Source organism: Sporanaerobium hydrogeniformans, assembly GCF_002735925.1.
Classification (GTDB): domain Bacteria; phylum Bacillota; class Clostridia; order Lachnospirales; family Cellulosilyticaceae; genus Sporanaerobium; species Sporanaerobium hydrogeniformans.
The window spans coordinates 1-18,315 of record NZ_PEDL01000014.1; the positions used below are offsets into that span (position 1 = coordinate 1).

At 34.6% G+C, this 18,315-nt stretch carries 15 protein-coding genes; 13 read left to right on the top strand and 2 right to left on the bottom strand.

Annotated features, from left to right (window positions below; all coding sequences use genetic code 11):
- Positions 1 to 283 precede the first annotated feature (283 nt).
- Both CS063_RS12125 and CS063_RS12130 read right to left on the bottom strand, forming a co-directional pair.
- Positions 284 to 1,057 (bottom strand): ABC transporter permease, encoded by a 774-nt coding sequence (locus tag CS063_RS12125; RefSeq protein WP_099449972.1) that lies wholly within the window; start codon positions 1,055 to 1,057, stop codon positions 284 to 286.
- Between the two features lie 8 nt (positions 1,058 to 1,065).
- Complete coding sequence (locus tag CS063_RS12130; protein WP_099450046.1) at positions 1,066 to 1,686, bottom strand: ABC transporter ATP-binding protein; 621 nt, start codon at positions 1,684 to 1,686, stop codon at positions 1,066 to 1,068.
- Positions 1,687 to 1,913: 227 nt separating this feature from the next.
- Here CS063_RS12130 and CS063_RS12135 point away from each other — a divergent pair, with 227 nt between their 5' ends.
- The 13 genes from CS063_RS12135 to CS063_RS12195 all read left to right on the top strand — a co-directional run bounded on the left by CS063_RS12135 (position 1,914) and on the right by CS063_RS12195 (position 18,292).
- Complete coding sequence (locus CS063_RS12135; protein WP_099449973.1) at positions 1,914 to 2,534, top strand: flavodoxin family protein; 621 nt, start codon at positions 1,914 to 1,916, stop codon at positions 2,532 to 2,534.
- A 200-nt stretch (positions 2,535 to 2,734) separates the two neighbouring features.
- Positions 2,735 to 4,498 carry a sensor histidine kinase gene (locus tag CS063_RS12140; protein ID WP_099449974.1) on the top strand — a complete coding sequence of 588 codons (1,764 nt, stop codon included), beginning with the start codon at positions 2,735 to 2,737 and terminating at the stop codon, positions 4,496 to 4,498.
- A gap of 8 nt (positions 4,499 to 4,506) precedes the next feature.
- Complete coding sequence (locus CS063_RS12145) at positions 4,507 to 5,766, top strand: response regulator transcription factor (protein ID WP_099449975.1); 1,260 nt, start codon at positions 4,507 to 4,509, stop codon at positions 5,764 to 5,766.
- Between the two features lie 158 nt (positions 5,767 to 5,924).
- Positions 5,925 to 7,247, top strand: a complete 1,323-nt coding sequence (locus tag CS063_RS12150) for an ABC transporter substrate-binding protein (RefSeq protein ID WP_180270780.1) — start codon at positions 5,925 to 5,927, stop codon at positions 7,245 to 7,247.
- Positions 7,248 to 7,316: 69 nt separating this feature from the next.
- Complete coding sequence (locus CS063_RS12155) at positions 7,317 to 8,207, top strand: carbohydrate ABC transporter permease (RefSeq protein ID WP_308415499.1); 891 nt, start codon at positions 7,317 to 7,319, stop codon at positions 8,205 to 8,207.
- Between the two features lie 15 nt (positions 8,208 to 8,222).
- Entirely contained in the window at positions 8,223 to 9,059 is an 837-nt protein-coding gene (locus tag CS063_RS12160; protein WP_099449977.1) for a carbohydrate ABC transporter permease, read from the top strand.
- A 12-nt stretch (positions 9,060 to 9,071) separates the two neighbouring features.
- Positions 9,072 to 10,877, top strand: coding sequence for a glycoside hydrolase family 2 protein (locus CS063_RS12165; protein WP_099449978.1), 1,806 nt, complete (start codon positions 9,072 to 9,074; stop codon positions 10,875 to 10,877).
- Positions 10,878 to 11,136: 259 nt separating this feature from the next.
- Positions 11,137 to 12,105, top strand: a complete 969-nt coding sequence (locus CS063_RS12170; protein ID WP_099449979.1) for a sugar ABC transporter substrate-binding protein — start codon at positions 11,137 to 11,139, stop codon at positions 12,103 to 12,105.
- A gap of 21 nt (positions 12,106 to 12,126) precedes the next feature.
- Positions 12,127 to 13,464 carry a sensor histidine kinase gene (locus tag CS063_RS12175; protein ID WP_099449980.1) on the top strand — a complete coding sequence of 446 codons (1,338 nt, stop codon included), beginning with the start codon at positions 12,127 to 12,129 and terminating at the stop codon, positions 13,462 to 13,464.
- Entirely contained in the window at positions 13,439 to 14,119 is a 681-nt protein-coding gene (locus tag CS063_RS12180; RefSeq protein ID WP_099449981.1) for a response regulator transcription factor, read from the top strand. Before CS063_RS12175 ends, CS063_RS12180 begins: the two co-directional genes overlap by 26 nt.
- 8 nt (positions 14,120 to 14,127) lie before the next feature.
- A complete protein-coding gene (locus CS063_RS12185; RefSeq protein ID WP_308415500.1) occupies positions 14,128 to 15,462 on the top strand; it encodes an ABC transporter substrate-binding protein in 1,335 nt (444 codons plus the stop codon).
- 214 nt (positions 15,463 to 15,676) lie between these two features.
- Positions 15,677 to 16,702, top strand: a complete 1,026-nt coding sequence (locus CS063_RS12190; RefSeq protein WP_099449983.1) for a sugar ABC transporter substrate-binding protein — start codon at positions 15,677 to 15,679, stop codon at positions 16,700 to 16,702.
- 105 nt (positions 16,703 to 16,807) lie between these two features.
- Positions 16,808 to 18,292: a sugar ABC transporter ATP-binding protein gene (locus CS063_RS12195; RefSeq protein ID WP_330401014.1), complete on the top strand. Its 1,485-nt coding sequence runs from the start codon at positions 16,808 to 16,810 to the stop codon at positions 18,290 to 18,292.
- Positions 18,293 to 18,315: the final 23 nt, after the last annotated feature.

Genomic DNA, 18,315 nt, shown 5'->3' on the forward strand with positions numbered 1-18,315 from the left:
ATAAAGCTTCGGCTAGCAAGTAAGGGAGCTCTTCGCAAGCTTCCTCCACAGGATGGATGTAAAATCTTAGAGAAGTCCTATAGGCTGTTTTTAGGGACGTTATCACAAGTGCCTTTCTTGTGATAGGTAGGACCGTTAGCCTATTGGACTGAACTTAGATTTTACCCATCCGAGGACCGAGAAGCTGGTGAAGAGCTCCCTTACTTGCGGTTCCTGAGAATACCCCCTATCCCTTTCCTTTTAGTAGTCTAATGTGTAAAACACCCCAACAAACTGTAATTTATTAGAAAGAAATCTGCTGATGTTTATTATAAAGTGTTCGATAGCCAAAGTATAAAGAACAAAAAACAGAAAGACACACCACTGTACAAATGGCAATCATAATAGCTATCTGATAGAGAATAGCTATAGTAGGTAGAGTTCCTGAGAGGATTTGCCCAGTCATCATACCAGGAAGAGAGATAATACCCATTCCTAACATTGAATTAAGGGTAGGCAGTAGTGCTGTTTCTAAAGCATTATTAACAAAAGGAATAAGTATTTTTTTAGGAGACACACCTAGATTAAGAAGTGTATCTATTTTAGGTTTTTGGGTTCTTAGGCTTTCATTAAAGGTTTTAAGACCTAATGATACACCTGTCATAGCGTTTCCCATAATCATGCCACTAAGTGGGATGGTATATTGGGGGGTAAAAAGGTCCATACGAACAATGAATCCTATGAAAAAGAATAGAATGGAGAGACCTGATCCAGCTAGAGAAAGGGCAATAGCTAGCTTGAACTTAGGGTTCATATCTTTATGACGTGAAAGCACTCTGTGAATAGCAAAGGTTACCATAGCACAGAGGTAAAGCACTGTAAAAAGAGGATGTGGATTTTGAAAAATATAAGTGAGTAATAGTCCAGCAATAACAAGCTGTACAGTCATTCGAAGACTTGCTACAAGTAGGAGTTTAGTTTGATTTATTTTGCTCTTCTTCATAATGGCTAAAACAATAAGAAGTAGAAGATAGACTGTACCAAATTGCAAAAGGTTTAATTGGATAATGCCTTGCATAGAAGCACCTACCTTTCTAAAATAATTGTTTTATCGGCAAAGCAGTGAGTTAGACTTTGGTCATGACTAACTATGATAAGAGAGATACTCTTTTCCTTACAAAAGCTTTTTAAGTTATTAAGAACCAATTGCGAGCTTTGTGAATCAAGGGCTGAAGTGGGTTCATCAAGCAAAAGTACCCTTGGCATAAAAGAAAGAAAGATAGCTAGATAGATTCGTTGACGTTCACCACCTGACATAGAAGTACAAAGGGTGTCTAAGGGAAAGTCTGCACCACAAAGAGCAAGAAAATATTGAATCGTTTCCTTGCTAGGTATAGATAAATCACGATAATGGTAATATTCCTCAAAATTTTCTTCAATAGTCTTATCAAAAAGATAGACAGCTTGGCTTACAAGGAGTACCTCTTGACGTAGAGCGATGGGCTCTAACTTTTGGATGTCTTGACCTTTATAGAGAAGGACTCCAGAAGTAGGTGAGAGTGTTCTGTTAAGGAACTTAAGCAAGGTGCTTTTACCACACCCACTTTTGCCAATGATAAAGGTTGTTTGTTTGTCTTCAATATGAAGGTTTGGATAACTTAAAATCGTTTGATAACGTACGTTTTGTAGTTCAAATAAAGGTGCCATGAGATGAATCCTTTCTGATATGAAAGAGTTTAGAGGCATGATAGCACACCTGCTTTTGAAATGCAATGGATACAAGATTAAAAAGAATGTAGAAAAGATAAGAGTCTTTATAAGAAAGTTTGATACATTTTTATAAATATGCTATTTTATAAGAAGTAAAAGGTATAGGTACCAAAGCAAGTGTATAAAATGAAATAGAGTATGAAAGAGAAAGAGGGAGATAAGCGATGAAAGTATTACTTATTAATGGAAGTCCAAATGAAAAGGGCTGTACGTACACTGCTTTATGTGAAGTTGAGAAGGCTTTACAAGCAGAGGGCATCGAAACAGAAATTTTCCATATTGGAGAGGGCGTTATAAGAGGCTGTATCGGGTGTGGTGGTTGCAAAATGATAGGTCGTTGTGTCTTTAATGAAGATACGGTTAATCGAGGTTTAGATAAGGCAGAAACAGCAGATGGGTATATTTTTGGTTCACCAGTACATTTTGCAGGGGCATCAGGAGCACTTACTTGTTTTATGGATCGTTTTTTCTATGCAGGTAAAAACAATGCATATAAACCAGCAGCGGCAATAGCTTCTGCTCGTCGTGGGGGGACAACGGCTACCTTTGATCAGCTCAATAAGTATTTTACAATTCGTAATATGCCAGTTGTTTCCTCTCAATACTGGAACATGGTACATGGGAGCAAGCCAGAAGATGTTCAAAAAGATTTAGAAGGTATGCAAATTATGCGTACGCTAGGTAGGAATATGGCATGGATGCTTAAGTGCATTGAAGCAGGTAAAAATGCAGGGATTGAAGTACCACAAGGGGAAGCGCCTGTAAGAACAAACTTTATTCGTTAAGCAAGGGAAATAAAACTTCTATGAGGGATACTTACAAAAGGAAAATTCATTTTGTAGATATCCCTCATTTTATATGCTAAAAAATATAAAGAATAGAAGAATTAGAATGAATAGTAGTGATTATTGAACAAAAGAGCATAAAATCGTATAATGATTAAAAGGATATAGCTTGAGAAGATTTAGAAATTGGAGGCGTGATAATGCTGCATAGAAAAACGATTACATTTAAGATAACGACAGCAGTGACTTTATTAACCATTATCTTCTCTGTGCTTATAAGTGTTGTTTTTTATAATAACTTTAGGAAACTACTTATTAATAATATGCTGGAGGTTACAGAGGGTCAAATAAGACTTGTAATGGACAACCTAGATGAACAACTTAAGCAAATTAATGGGATTATAGAATGGGCAACAATTAATAGTGACTTAGGGACTTTGCTGGTGATGGATACAAAGAGCCAGGAGTATGATGGGGAGATGCTAGAATTTATAAGAAAATTAAATTCTATGGTGAGTAGTTCTACAGTTAATGAGTATATAGATAAAGTTATTGTATATGGTGAGAATGGAGCGAGTATTCAAATAGGTGTTGTTCCAGGACATGGTACAGATGTAGAAAATTGTATGAATCAAGAGTGGTTCAAGGAGCTACAAGAACAAGAAAAGGCCTGGATAGGTATAGTTGACAATAGATTTAGATATAGAAGTACATCACACATGCTTCCTATACTAGATAAAGTTTATAACTATAAGGAGAAAAAGAACGTAGGTTGGCTGATGGTTGCTTTAAATAGTAACTTGCCTTATGAAGGTATTCGTAAGTATGGTGCGACAGAAGACTCCAGTGTGATTATTTTTAATAGGAAGGGACGTATTATTGCCCACACCAATAAAGATAAGATTGGTACCTACTTAGACAATAAAGAAGTGCTAAAAACGATTTATGCGCACTCAAAAGGGCAGTTAACCTTAGATATAGAAAGTGAACCTAGACAAGCAGTTTATTATCAATCTCCTATAAGTGGTTGGTGTATCTTAAAAACCTTATCTAATATAGAAATAGAAAAACAGCAGCAGGTATTTATCAATATCATTGTCTTAACAGTTATTGCCATTATGGCGTTAGGAATGCTTTTATCAATTATATTAAGTTACTTTATAAATAAACCGATTAAAATGATTAAAAATAAAATTCATAAGATTTCACAAGGTGATTTTACCGTAGAACCAAAGATTGAATCTTTAGATGAGATTGGAGAGATTGGTAGGGTTATTAACCATATGTCTATGGATATTCAAGAGTTAATGGATACAGTAGTAGCTAATGAGAGGACAAAAAGGGAGTTAGAGCTAAAGGTACTACAAACTCAAATTAATCCTCACTTTTTATATAACACCCTTAATTCAATTAAATGGATGGCTGTGATACAGAAAAACATGGGGATCAGTGAAGTAGCAACGGCTCTTTCTCGTCTTCTTAAAAATATGGCAAAGGGGGTATCGGAAGAGATTACCTTGCAGGAGGAAATAAGCCTTCTTAATGAGTACATATTAATTCAGAAGATACGTTACAATAACTCCTTTGAGGTTTTGTATAGTATTGAAGAAGGTTTGGAAAGCTACAAGATTATTAAATTTACTATACAGCCCATTGTAGAAAATGCTATTTTTCACGGCATTGAGCCAAAGATGAAAAGTGGAATGATCTCTATAAGTATTAGAAAAGAAAAAGAGGACGTTCTCATCTGTGTAAAAGATGATGGAATAGGGATGTCGCCTGAAAAGATAGAGGAAGTATTAAGTCAAAAGGGTAAACGAAGTAAAGAAGGTTTAAGTAGTATAGGTGTTAGTAATGTAGATGAAAGACTAAGACTAACCTATGGCGAAGACTATGGGTTAACCTTACAAAGTATAGAAGGTGAATTTACGGAAGTGACAATCAAGATACCACTAAGAAAGTAGGGGACAGGATGTATAAGCTACTTATTGTTGACGATGAACTCCTTGTACAAATAGGTGTAAAAAGCATGCTTAACTGGGAAAAAGAAGCTATTGAGGTAATAGGAATGGCACCCAATGGTATGCAGGCGTTTGAGATAATTCAAAGGGAAAGGCCGGAACTTATTATTACAGATATAAAAATGCCTGTGATGGATGGGATTGAGCTTATTAAAAAGTGTCATCAAGAATTAGATTATGAGCCCCAATTTATTTTACTTACTAGTCACGAGGATTTTAGCTTAGCTAAGGCAGCTGTTAATTTAGATGTAACAGAGTATCTTATAAAGCTAGAACTTAGTGAAGAGGTTCTAAAAGATGCGATTGACTTAGCTAAAAAGAGGTGGCATAAGAAAAATGTTAGATTGGGCGAGGAGCAATTACCTTCATCACATAATCAGGGAAAGATTAAAGAACTGCTTAGAAATCTAATAGAAGAGGTTCCTATGTTAGTAGATGCCAAACAAGAGCTAGCTATCATGGCACCTGATTTGGTAATGGGTAAATTAGCTATACTCAGTTTTTATATACAATTGGAGGATGAAGAGACACTAGAAATCAAAGAAAAGGAAAGATGCTATGAATATACAATCAATGTAACTCATGAGATAATTCGCAAAGAATATAGTGCGCAGACAATAGTTTTTAAGAGAGGCTATTTTTGTGTGATTATAAGTACAGAAGCGAAGCAAGTAAGTGACTTGCAGCAGGTGGTAGAACGTATTATCACAAGCAGTCTGCAATACTTTGGAGTTCAGCTTAAAGTTGGTATAAGTGAGTTAGATTTGGGAATTGATAGGATCAGGGAAGGTTGGGAGCAAGCAAATAAGGTTTTGGAGGCCAATAGATTAGGTAAAACTATTTTATTTTATAGTGAGCTAGATGAGAGCGAGTATGAGAAGAATAGCTATACGAGTAGGTTTATTTTTAAGGTAGAAAGTTATATCAAAGAAAATATTTATAATCGTCTAACACTTAATGAGGTGGCTTTGGCCCTTAATATAAGTCCTAATTATCTAAGTGTGATTTTTAAGAGGAAGCATCCGTGTGGCTTTTCCAATTATGTTTCTAAGGTAAAAATAAAAAAAGCTAAACAACTATTGGCTCAAGGTGATATGAAGATTTACGAGGTATCTGATTTGCTGAACTATACCAATGCGTACTATTTCAGTAAGGTATTTAAAAAGGTAACAGGTCTTACACCAAAAGAATATATTTTGACACTCAGATAGAGGAAAAGTAATACTTATCTTAAAAAAGTATTACTTTTTTATTGTTCTTATTAAAAATCAGTTAGATAGTATTACAAATCAAGATATAAAACATTTTGATTATTAGTTTAAAATTATATACTAAGTGAGTAAATAAACAAATGAACGGAGGAAATGTGATGAAAAAATTTAAAAAATTTGCGTCTTTTTTGGTATGTATGACAATGCTTACAGGATGTGGAGCTAGCAGTAGTGAACCAATTAAGGAAACTGGAGCACCTGAAAAGCAAGCACAAACAGAAAGTAGTAATAAAGGGGAAGTAACCACTTTAAATGTTGCTTTATGGGACTACACTTCTTTGGAGTATCATAAAAAATTAGTAGCAGCTTATGAGAAAAGGAATCCAACTGTAAAGATTAACGTTATTGAGGCACCAGCTAACGATTATTCTGATAAGGTAGCTGTTATGCTAGCAGGCAATAGTGATATTGACGTAGTCTTCATTAGAGATACAGCTTCTTACACAGGCTATATTAGCAAAGGACAGCTAGAACCTCTTGATAGCTATATTACTGCAGATACAGTAGACTTATCAGCATATGGTGGAATGTGTGAGCAATATGGTGTAGATAACCAAATCTATGGCTTACCTTATCGTAAAGATATTTGGATGTTATTCTATAATAAAGATCTTTTTGACCAAGCAGGGATAGCTTACCCAACGGATAATATGACTTTAGAACAATATAGAGAAACGGCTAAAAAGTTAACATCAGGTGAAGGTAGTGACAAAATCTATGGTGCATTAAATAACAAATGGACACAATCTGTTTCTAACCTTGCTATGTTTGAAGGTACTCACTCCTTATTAGATGGTGATTATACGTTCCTAAAGCCTTATTATGATACAGTACTTGCTATGCAAAATGAAGATCAATCGACACTAGAGTATTCAACAATCATAGCAAGTAATATTCATTACAGTGGTCCTTTTTATAATGGGCAAGTAGCTATGATGCCTATGGGCTCTTGGTTTATTAATAATATGCTTGAAAACACAGCCAATGGTACAACAGCAGTAAACTGGGATGTAGCAGCTCTTCCAAGCTTAAACGGTGATATTGGTAATAAAGGTGTAGGAGCTATCACACCAGTATCTATTAGCTCAAAGTCTAAGAATAAAGATCTTGCATGGGATTTTGTCAAGTTTGTAACGACAGAAGAAGGAGCACAGATTCTTGCAGAATGTGGCATCATGCCAGCGTATAGCTCTGAAAGTGTATTAAATACACTTACAAGTATCAAAGGCTTCCCAGTACATGGAAAAGACTTATTGCTTAATACAACAGATATTACAATCGAATTTCCAGTAGACGAAAAATGGACATCTATCAATAAAATCATTGGGGAAGAGCATGAACTTATGATGATCAATGAAGTAGGTGTAGATGAAGAACTTGCTACATTAAGCCAACGTGTGAAAGATGAAGTACTTAACTAAGCTATAAGTAAATGGGGTGTCTGGATGAAACAAGACACCCCCTATTCATTCTATAAGGAGGAGTAAAAAGTGAAAGCTATTAATAATAAAAGTATAAAAAAATTCCTTACCGTCTGTGCATTTATTCTTCCTAATTTTATTGGATTATTTATTTTTACTCTTTTACCTATTCTCTTTGCCTTTGTACTAAGTGTAATGGAGTGGGATAGTGCTAATCCAATGACTTTTGTAGGAATAGATAATTTTTTAAGATTATTTAAAGATAAAACTTTTCAGATTGCTTTTATGAATACAATTTATTATGTAATAGGAACAGTACCTATAACTTTAATGGCCTCTTTAGGCTTAGCGATGGTTCTAAACAGCAAGATTAAAGGTAGAAATATCTTTAGGACTGTATTTTTCTTTCCTTATGTTGCCTCACTAATAGCCGTTGTAGTGGTATGGAATATGCTATTCCATCCTGATATGGGACCTATTAATAGTATGCTTAGCTTCTTAGGTGTAAAAAATCTACCTAAGTGGGCAGCATCTGTGAAGTGGGCCATGCCAACTGTTATCTTGTTTAGTGTATGGAAATATATGGGATATTACATGGTCATGTATTTAGCAGCTCTTCAAGGGGTGCCAAAGGAATTATATGAAGCAGGAGATATTGATGGAACCACTAAATGGCAACGCTTTAGGTACATTACCTTACCTACTTTAACACCTACTACTTTTTTTGTAGTCATTATGCTAACGATACAAGCCTTTAAGGTGTTTGACATCATTTATGCGATGACAGATGGTGGACCAGGTAGATCAACTACAGTACTCGTATCGTATATTTATGCTAAAGCTTTTACGGAATTTGAGTTTGGGTATGCAAGTGCTATGTCGATTATCTTATTTGCTATTGTACTTGTGATTACGATTATTCAGTTCAGGACAGAGAAAAAATGGGTAAGTTACATGTAGAAAGGAGATGAAGTAATGGAAACAGTGAGTTATAAAAAAATAATTAGCAAGGTTGTAGTGTATACTCTATTACTCCTACTCCTAGGAGTAGCACTCATTCCTTTCTTATGGATGCTCTCAGCATCTTTAAAGGCAAATAAGGATGTCTTTTCATTCCCTATTCAGTGGATTCCACATCCTATTGTGTGGGAGAATTATATTGAGATATGGAAGAAGATTCCCCTTATCACCTTTATTTTAAATACTATGAAACTAACGATAATCATTACAGTATTGCAAGTTGTGACAAGTAGTTTAGCTTCCTATGGTTTTGCAAAGCTAGAGTTTAAAGGTCGAGACCTTCTTTTTCTTTGTTATGTTTCTACCATTGCCATTCCATGGCAGGTTTATATGATTCCACAGTACTTAATTATACAAAAGATGAATCTTGTAGATTCGCATTGGTCACTTATTATCTTGCAAGCCTTTTCAGCTTTTGGCGTGTTCCTTATGAGGCAATTCCTTATCAGTATTCCAAAAGAGCTTTCTGAGGCAGCTAAAATAGATGGCTTAAGTGAGTTTGGGATATTTGGTAAAATTATGATGCCTTTGGCAAAACCAGGACTTGCAACCTTAACAATCTTTACTTTTGTAACGATTTGGAATGACTTTATGGGTCCTCTTATCTACTTAAATTCAACAGATAAAAAGACTATTCAATTAGGCCTAAGGTTATTTATTACACAATTCTCAGCAGAGTATTCGCTTATTATGGCAGCATCTATTGTGACATTGGTTCCAGTACTTATTGTCTTTCTGTCTTTACAAAAATATTTTGTTGAAGGTATTGCAACCAGTGGGCTTAAAGGTTAGAGGGGTGAGAAAATGAAAGAAAATCATGAAGTACAAGTAAAAAGGAATTTTGATGAAAGTTTTGATAATGTGCTTATCTTTGATTATGATAAAGCTTATGAAGAAGGAACAGTAGGTGCAGAGGAGCTTATCTATAGTGATGGAAGAGAAAGACTTTCTCTTAATGGGAAGTGGCGTTTTCATGTAGATGTATTTGATAGTGCTATTCGTGGAAGATTTTTTGATGAAGTCTTAAAGGATAGACAAGGGAGAGATATTCCTAGTGATTTTAGTTTTGAAACATGGGAAGAAGTAGAGGTACCAGGTCAATGGAATACAGTAAGACCAGAGTATGCCCTGTATGAGGGTACATCCCTTTATCTCAAAGACTTTGATTATTCGACTCTTAAAGGAGAGGAAAAGGTTTTTCTAAGGATAGGTGCAGCGAACTATGAGTGTAGAGTGTGGCTTAATAAACAGTATTTAGGGAAGCATGTTGGTGGGTTCACACCTTTTATGTTTGATGTAACTCATCAACTTCAAGAAAAAAATAGGCTTTTAATTTATGTAAATAATACAAGAAAAAGTGAAGCGGTACCTTCTCTTAACTTTGACTGGTTTAACTATGGCGGGCTAACGAGAGGGGTAGAGCTCATTAAGGTACCTAGAGAATACATTAAAACATTTAAACTTAACCTTGTATCGGATAATCAGTATGATAAACTAGAACTTCAAGTAGAGTTAGGTGGCTATATAGGGAGAGCAAGAGTGTGTACTCTATCTATACCTGAATTAGGAATTAGTAGGGAGTTAGAAATAGATAATAAGGGTAAAGTCCAGGCAATTATAAAAGCAAAACCAGAGCTTTGGTCACCTGATAATCCTAAATGCTATCAAGTGAAGTTAAAGTGTGATGAAGATGAAGTTACTGACCAAATAGGGTTTAGACAGATTTCAACAAGTGGGCATCGGATTCTTCTCAATGGAAAGGATATCTTTCTTAAAGGGCTTTGTGTACATGAGGAGAGCCCTTTGCATCAGCGCTCTGTAAGTGAAGAAGATATTAGAGAAGTAATTAGAGAGGCTAAGACTTTAAATTGTAATTTCCTAAGGCTTACGCATTATCCGCATAGTGAAAAGATGTCACAACTAGCAGATGAAATGGGGATTATGCTGTGGGAAGAGATTCCGGTTTACTGGTGTTTAGAATTTGCAAATCCTACTACTTATAAGAATGCGCAAAATCAGATGAGAGAATTAATAAAACGAGATAACAATCGTGCCAGTGTGATTATATGGAGTATAGGAAATGAGAACCCAGATACTGAAGAACGATTAGCTTTTATGAGCGGACTTGCACATACAGTAAAAGAGATGGACGATTCAAGGCTAGTAGCAGCCTCTTGTCTCATTGATTTAGATTTATATCAAATCAAAGACCGTTTAACGGAACATATTGATATCATAGGTGTTAATGAATATTATGGATGGTACTTTAGAGATTATGATGGTTTAATTAAAATATTAGATAATAGCCATGTAGATAAACCTGTTATCATTACTGAAACAGGTGCAGAAGCTGTCTCTGGTCGTCACGGTCAAGCAGATGAACTTTATACAGAAGAGTGCCAAGACGCTATGTATCAAAATCAGTTTAAAGTAATTAGTAAGTATGCTTACATTAGAGGGATAACACCTTGGATTATGTATGATCACGCTTCTATGCGCCGCATGAGTACTATACAAAAAGGATATAATTTAAAGGGAATTATCTCAAATGATAGAAAACACAAAAAGTTAGCTTATTATACTGTCCAAGAATTTTATAGTAAATATTAAAATACTAACCTTTTATAAAGTAATTAAGCAATAAAATACGCGTTACTAGGAATATGAATGTTCTAGTAGCGCGTATTTTATTACTTGGTTGGATATATTTAACAATAAAAACATTTAAAATCAAGATATATAATATGTTTTTTATAAAAATGATATAAGTGTTGTTTAAAATAGTATTAAAAAGTATAATTAATGTGAAAGTTTTTGTTGAAATTTTATTGTGACTTATAAAGTTACTAATTATGTGTGGAGGATTTATATGAATTGGAAGTATAAGATACTTATCCTAGCATTTGTTTTTCTTTTTACTCTTACAGGGTGTCAGTCTAAAGCAATAAATCAAAAGGAACAAGTAAAAAAGGAAAAACATATCCCCCGAAAATTTGGAGCAACCTATATGACGATGAATAATCCTTATTTTATAGCATTGGATAATAGTATAGAAGCAGTATTAGCGGCAAATGGGGATGTACTGATTACAAGAGACCCTGCTCAAGACCAAGAAAAACAGAATGCTCAGATTAAAGAAATGATTGAAGAGGGCGTGGTTTCTATTTTTGTAAATCCTGTTGATTGGAAGGGGATAAAGCCTGCACTTGAGATGTGTTATGAAGCGGGAATCCCTGTTTTTAATATTGATACATATGTATATGATTCGAAATATGTGGTTTCTTGTATCTTATCAGATAATTATAATGCTGGAGTTCAAATTGCAAAGGATGTAATGAAGAAGAAAGAAAGTGCTAAAATTGCTATTATTAATGATCAGAATATTAATTCTACTGCATTACGTGTGCAAGGTTTTTTAGATACCATAGAAGGTCATGCTGCGTATCAGGTCGTATTAAAGAATAGTATGACAGCAGAGCTTGAAGGGGCTATGGAAATTACAAAACAAATAATAGATGAAGGGATAACTTATGATGTCATACTAGGGGGAAATGATCCTACTGCATTAGGTGCATTAGCGGCACTTCAACTTAGGCGAGTTGATTTACAAGATATACTGATTTACGGGATTGATGGTTCGCCTGATGGAAAGGCTATGATTGAGCAAGGCTTTTTAGAGGGGACAAGTGCGCAATTTCCAATTGAAATAGGAAAGACAGCTGCGGAATTAGCTTATCAGTATTTAGAAGGGAATGAGATAGAAAGAGAAATTATTATCCCTGTACAATTAATTACTATAGATAACTTAACTGATTTTGATCCAGATGGTTGGCAGTAGAATGAAGAGGGAGAAAGACTAATGAATGCTAGGAAAATAAGATATATTAAATTTCTCATGTTACTTATAAATATTCTAGCAGTAGCATTTCCAACGGTATGCATTTATATAACAACTAATAGGATATGTGATTTTTATATAGCAAGGGAATTTATAGGAAAAGTTGCTACAATTCCTTCAAGACCGCATATGATTTTATGTCTTACAATCCTATTACTTGGTTGCCTTTTAATTTCTTTTCTATTTAGAGAATATCTATTTGGTGAAAGCAATTTATTAAAATACGGTTCATTGGCATTTGATTTTATACTATGTATGACGGTTATGGTCATCCAGCACTTTAATTATAATGGCATTTTATTTTGGGTGTTTGCTAACATTATTTATTATGTACGTGACAAAGTGAAAATACTTTTTATGTTGCTGGCAATGGGTATCTATGTAGGAACAAACTATGAAGTATTATCTATTCAATCAAGCCTTTTTAGATTTAGTGATTATGTGGATTATTATGGGACCACTACTCAACAATACTTGTTAGGAATATATAATATTTTAGTTTCATTAAATAGTATTGTGTTTATCCTATTTTGTATTTACGTTATCCAGGAGCAACAGGGAGTTATTGAACAGGTAAATTCTCTTTACGCTAAATTAACAAAAACAAACACGGAGTTACAGCTTGCAAATGAGGAATTAAAGCAGTATGCCGTTATGAAAGAAAAGATGGGTGAGACAAAAGAGAGGAATCGTTTAGCAAGAGAAATTCATGATACTTTAGGGCATACATTAACAGGCATTTCAGCAGGAATAGATGCATGCTTAACGACAATTGAAATGAATCCAATGGCTACAAAGAAGCAATTAGAAGTGATTTCTAAGGTGACGAGAGAAGGAATTGGAGAAGTAAGACGGTCCGTCAATCAATTAAGACCAGATGCACTAGAACGTTTAAGTCTAGACTCTGCACTTCAAACCATGATTGAAGATATGCAATCTGTTACGAAGGCAGATATACAGTTAGAATACAATTTAGGAAGCTTTAGATTTCGAGAAGATGAAGAAACGACAATTTACCGTATTGTTCAAGAAAGCATAACAAACTCTTTACGGCATGGAAAAGCAGATAAAATACAGATAACAATAGGTAAAAGAGAATCTTACATAGATATTGAAATACAAGATAATGGTATTGGCTGCCAAGAGATAAAAGAGGGATTTGGCATAAGGCATATGCAAGAGAGGATTCAAATGCTACATGGTAAGGTATCTTTTAAGGGTAATAAGGGCTTTTTGGTAAAAGCGATAATACCTGTTAGATGGGGGGAAGAATATGATGAAAGTCTTAATTGCAGATGATCAAGAATTAATTCGGGAAAGCCTGAGGATTGTGTTAGATTCGAAGAAAAATATAGAGGTAACAGATGCAGTAGCCAATGGACAGGAAGTGCTTCGTAGTATAAAAGAATGTGTTCCAGATATTATTTTAATGGATATACGTATGCCTAAAATGGATGGAGTGCAATGTACACAAATCGTTAAAGAACTTAATCCTGCTATCAAAATTATTATTTTAACCACTTTTGATGATGATGAATTCGTATATGATGCCTTGAAATTTGGTGCTAGTGGTTATTTGCTAAAAGGGGTTTCGATGGATGGATTAGTAGAGGCTATTGAAACGGTTTATAGTGGTAGGGCAATGATTAATCCAGACATTGCAACAAAGGTAGTGCGTTTGTTTTCTCAAATGGCACAGGGGGATCACTCTATTCATGTAGAAGAGAAGTTAGTTTTGGAATTAACAAAAGCGGAGTGGAAAATCATACGTGAAGTAGGAAAGGGAGCATCTAATAAAGAAATTGCAGAAGCATTATTTTTATCAGAGGGTACCGTAAGAAATTATTTAAGTACCATCTTAAATAAACTTCAACTACGTGATCGTACCCAATTAGCCATATGGGTAGTTCAGTCTCATGAGTTTAAAAATCAGCAAAAGGTTTCAGGAAAGTAGGATAAAAAATGAGGTTTAGAGATTTAAAGAAGAGTAGATTAAGCTGGAGGCCCATTGGGTATATAGGAATAATGATTTTTTCTTGTGTGATGGGCTATTTAGTTTATTTATCTCAAAAGCCCATTGTATTAGAGTTTGGGATGTTTGTAGGGAGCAACTGGGATGTAGCCAATGCTAATAGCTATGTCATTATTGATAAAGTAATTGAACAATTTGAGAAAGAACACCCTGGTGTAACTGTTCACTATACCAGTGGAATTAGGAAAAGTGATTATTCAGAATGGTTCGCTCAAAAGGTATTAAAGGGAGAAATGCCAGATGTAGCCATGATCCTTTCAGATGATTTTGATCAGTTAGTTTCTTTAGGTGTACTTCAAAATTTAGATGAATTATCCAAGAAAGACCGAAGCTTTGAACCAAGCAAATTTTATCAAAGTGCATTAAAGATTGGTTCCTATGAAGGGGGGCAATATGCACTTCCATATGAAATTGTTCCTATGCTGATGTTCGTAAATAAATCTCTACTTAATGATGAAGGCTTTATGGTTCCAGAGGAAAATTGGACATGGGATGATTTGTATGAGATTTGTAGCAAAATTACAAAGGATACGGATAACGATGGAAGAATAGATCAGTTTGGAACCTATAACTATGGATGGTCAGAAGCTGTTTATGCTAACGGTGAGAAATTATTTAATGAAGATGGGAGTGAAGTTTATTTTACAGACAAAAAGGTTATCGACTCTATAAAATTTTTAAAAAAACTCACAGAGCTAAATAAGGGAGTAAAGGTAACACAGAATGACTTTGATGCTGGAAATGTAGCATTTATGCCACTATCCTTTGCAGAGTATCGTACATATAAAGCATATCCTTATAAGATTAAAAAATATAGTACATTTAAATGGGATTGTATAACTATGCCGTCTGGTGAAAGTGGAGATAATTTATCAGAAGTGAGTGCGTTGTTAATGGGGATTAGCAGTCACAGTAAGCATAAGAAGCTAGCTTGGGAACTTCTTAAAATGTTTACCTACAATGAAGCGTTTCAAATGGATATATTTCGCTATTCTCAAGGTGCTTCAGCATTAAAAGCAGTAACAAACTCTAAAGAAGCAGAGCAGATATTAAGCGAAGATACTGATGATAGAGAAAGAGTAATTGACACTAGATTGCTTCATAATGTTATTGAAAATGGAGTAATTACCCCTAAGTTTCCTCAATATAGGCAGATTATGGCACTGGCAGGTGGAGAGGTCGATAAGATTTTGAGTGATGAAAAGGATGTAGAAAGTACACTAAAGATTACTCAAAGGACAGTTGAGTCGCTGATACAAAAATAATAAGGTTAAGTAAAAGATATTTTTAGATGTCTGACGAAAAGGATATTTAAAGGTATCTTTTTTTTGTTTATTTAGTAATTTTTATAAATTAAATAAAATATATTACAAATGTCATATACATTATGTTATAAAATGCAGATGTTTTTTAAAGTAGTTTTTAATATTATTAACATATAAGTTGTTTTTAGAAACAAAAATTAGAGGAGGTATAAAAATGAAAAGAAAAATGTTAAGTGTTTTGCTAAGTATGGTATTGCTCCCTGTAATGCTGATAGGATGTGGTAGCAAGGAAACATCCTCTTCACAAGCTCCTGCGAATACAGCAGATGCTGTAGCTGAAAAGGCGGTAGATACAGCAAAAGATACAGTAGGTAGTGAAAAAGAAAGTTATGTATTTGGTTATACATGTATGGATGGAACGAATCCTTTCTTTGTTATCTTAGAAAAAACAATTAGAGAAAAAGTAGAAGCAAATGGCGATAAATTAATTTCTACAGACCCTGCTAATGATGTTACTTTGCAAATAACACAAATTGAAGATATGATTTCTCAAGGAATTGATGCTATTTTCTTAAATCCTGCAGAAGCAGAAGGTATCCTTCCAGCCCTTGATCAATTAAAAGAAGCAGGTATTCCAATCATTAACTTTGATACAGAGGTAGCAGATTTAGATTATGTAGTATCTTATGCAGGCTCTGATAACTACAATGCAGGTAAAGTTTGTGGTGAAGATCTTGTAGCTAAATGCCCAGAAGGTGGAGATGTTATTATTTTAGATTCTCCTACGATGAACTCAATAGTTGATAGAACCAATGGTTTCTTAGATGCTATCAAAGATAAAGGGTTCAATATTGTTGCACAACAAGATGCAAAAGGTAATCTTGAAGTAGCAATGGGGATTACAGAAGATTTATTACAAGCACATGGGGATGTAGTTGCAATCTTTGGTGGAAACGACCCTACAGCCCTTGGTGCATTAGCAGCGGCCAATGCAGCTGGATTAAAAGAGGTTAAGATTTATGGAGTAGATGGTTCTCCCGATATTAAAGCAGAGTTAGCTTCTGGTGATTCTTTAATTGCAGGTACAGGAGCACAATCACCAATTAATATTGCAAACAAGTCTGTTGAGATTATGTATAAGGTTATGGCTGGAGAGAAAGTAGATGCTAGATATCCCGTAGAAACATTCTTAATTTCAGCAGATAATGTAAATGAATATGGGACAGATGGATGGCAATAATAGGTTGACCTAGTGCAGAAGTGAGAGATTAATAGAGGAAAAGTGCTTTGTTCTTAAGTAGTAGGATAAGGCACTTTTCTAGCATAGAAAGAAGTAGGTGATAACTTGAAGAATAGCATATTGCTTAAAATGAAAAATATTCATAAAAAATTCCCTGGAGTATACGCCTTAAATGCCATCGATTTTGAACTTAAAAAAGGAGAAGTGCATGCTTTATTAGGAGAAAATGGAGCAGGTAAGTCTACTTTGATTAAAGTATTAGGTGGGATTTACAGAGCGGATGAGGGTGAGATTTTTATTGAAGGTAAAAAGGTAGAAATCAATGATGTACATTCCTCTCATGCTCATGGAATTGCTATTATCCATCAAGAATTAGTACTTGTACCACATATGACTGTGGCTGAAAATATATTTTTAGGACGTGAGCCAAAGGTCGCAGGACTTGTAAATAAAGATAAAATGAATCAAGATGCGCAGGAATTACTAAATACATATGAGATGAATATTGATGCAGAAGCATTGATAAAGAATTTGACAATCGCACAACAGCAAATGGTTGAGATTGTTAAGGCCATATCTTTTAATTCTAAAATCTTAGTTATGGATGAACCGACTTCTTCTATTTCTGATAAGGAAGTAGCATTTTTATTTTCAACTATGAAAACGTTGACAGCTAAAGGGGTAGGTATCATTTATATATCTCATAAGATGAGTGAATTAGAAGCCATTTGTGATCGTGTAACCGTGCTTAGAGATGGGATGTATGTTGGGACAGAGGTTGTAGAGGAAGTTAGTAAAGACAAATTAATAGCCATGATGGTTGGACGTGAATTAGCCAATTACTATACAAGAGATTACCAAATAACAGAAGAAGTAATTCTAGAATGTAGAGACATCCATGATGGCAAGATGGTAAAAGGTGCCTCTTTCTACTTAAAGAAGGGTGAAATTGTAGGTTTTGCTGGATTAGTTGGTGCTGGGCGAAGTGAATTGATGAAGTGCTTGTTTGGATTAACAAAAGATTACTCAGGTAGCATCCTTATGGAAGGACGAGAAATAAAGATTTCTTGTCCAACTCAAGCTATGAAAATAGGTATAGCTCTTGTGCCAGAAGATAGAAAATTAGAAGGCTTATATAAGATACAAAGCGTAAGATATAATTCTACAATAGAAGTATTAGGGCAATTTATTAAAGGTATCTTTGTAGATAGTCATAAGGAAGATGAAATCACTCAAAAATATGTTGATAGGATGCGTACTAAGACGCCTACTCTGGATGAGAAGATTGGTAATTTATCAGGTGGAAATCAGCAAAAGGTAATGATAGGGCGTTGGCTTGCCATGAATCCTAAAGTATTGATTTTAGATGAACCGACGCGTGGAGTAGATGTACATGCAAAAGCTGAGATTTACTCTATTATGAATGATTTGGTGAAAAAAGGAATGTCTATTATTATGATTTCTTCAGAACTACCGGAGATTATTAATATGAGTGATCGCGTCTATGTAATGGCTTATGGAAAGGTAAAAGGGTGTCTAGATCATACAGAAGTAACACAAGAACAAATCATGAAATTAGCTGCTGAATAAGAAGAGTCAGGGGAGGTAAGCGA

Coding starts and splice junctions, on each gene's coding strand:
- CS063_RS12125 (WP_099449972.1), bottom strand. CDS start 1,057: ATGCAAGGCATTATCCAATTAAACCTTTTGCAATTTGGTACAGTCTAT.
- CS063_RS12130 (WP_099450046.1), bottom strand. CDS start 1,686: ATGGCACCTTTATTTGAACTACAAAACGTACGTTATCAAACGATTTTA.
- CS063_RS12135 (WP_099449973.1), top strand. CDS start 1,914: ATGAAAGTATTACTTATTAATGGAAGTCCAAATGAAAAGGGCTGTACG.
- CS063_RS12140 (WP_099449974.1), top strand. CDS start 2,735: ATGCTGCATAGAAAAACGATTACATTTAAGATAACGACAGCAGTGACT.
- CS063_RS12145 (WP_099449975.1), top strand. CDS start 4,507: ATGTATAAGCTACTTATTGTTGACGATGAACTCCTTGTACAAATAGGT.
- CS063_RS12150 (WP_180270780.1), top strand. CDS start 5,925: ATGAAAAAATTTAAAAAATTTGCGTCTTTTTTGGTATGTATGACAATG.
- CS063_RS12160 (WP_099449977.1), top strand. CDS start 8,223: ATGGAAACAGTGAGTTATAAAAAAATAATTAGCAAGGTTGTAGTGTAT.
- CS063_RS12165 (WP_099449978.1), top strand. CDS start 9,072: ATGAAAGAAAATCATGAAGTACAAGTAAAAAGGAATTTTGATGAAAGT.
- CS063_RS12170 (WP_099449979.1), top strand. CDS start 11,137: ATGAATTGGAAGTATAAGATACTTATCCTAGCATTTGTTTTTCTTTTT.
- CS063_RS12175 (WP_099449980.1), top strand. CDS start 12,127: ATGAATGCTAGGAAAATAAGATATATTAAATTTCTCATGTTACTTATA.
- CS063_RS12180 (WP_099449981.1), top strand. CDS start 13,439: ATGATGAAAGTCTTAATTGCAGATGATCAAGAATTAATTCGGGAAAGC.
- CS063_RS12185 (WP_308415500.1), top strand. CDS start 14,128: ATGAGGTTTAGAGATTTAAAGAAGAGTAGATTAAGCTGGAGGCCCATT.
- CS063_RS12190 (WP_099449983.1), top strand. CDS start 15,677: ATGAAAAGAAAAATGTTAAGTGTTTTGCTAAGTATGGTATTGCTCCCT.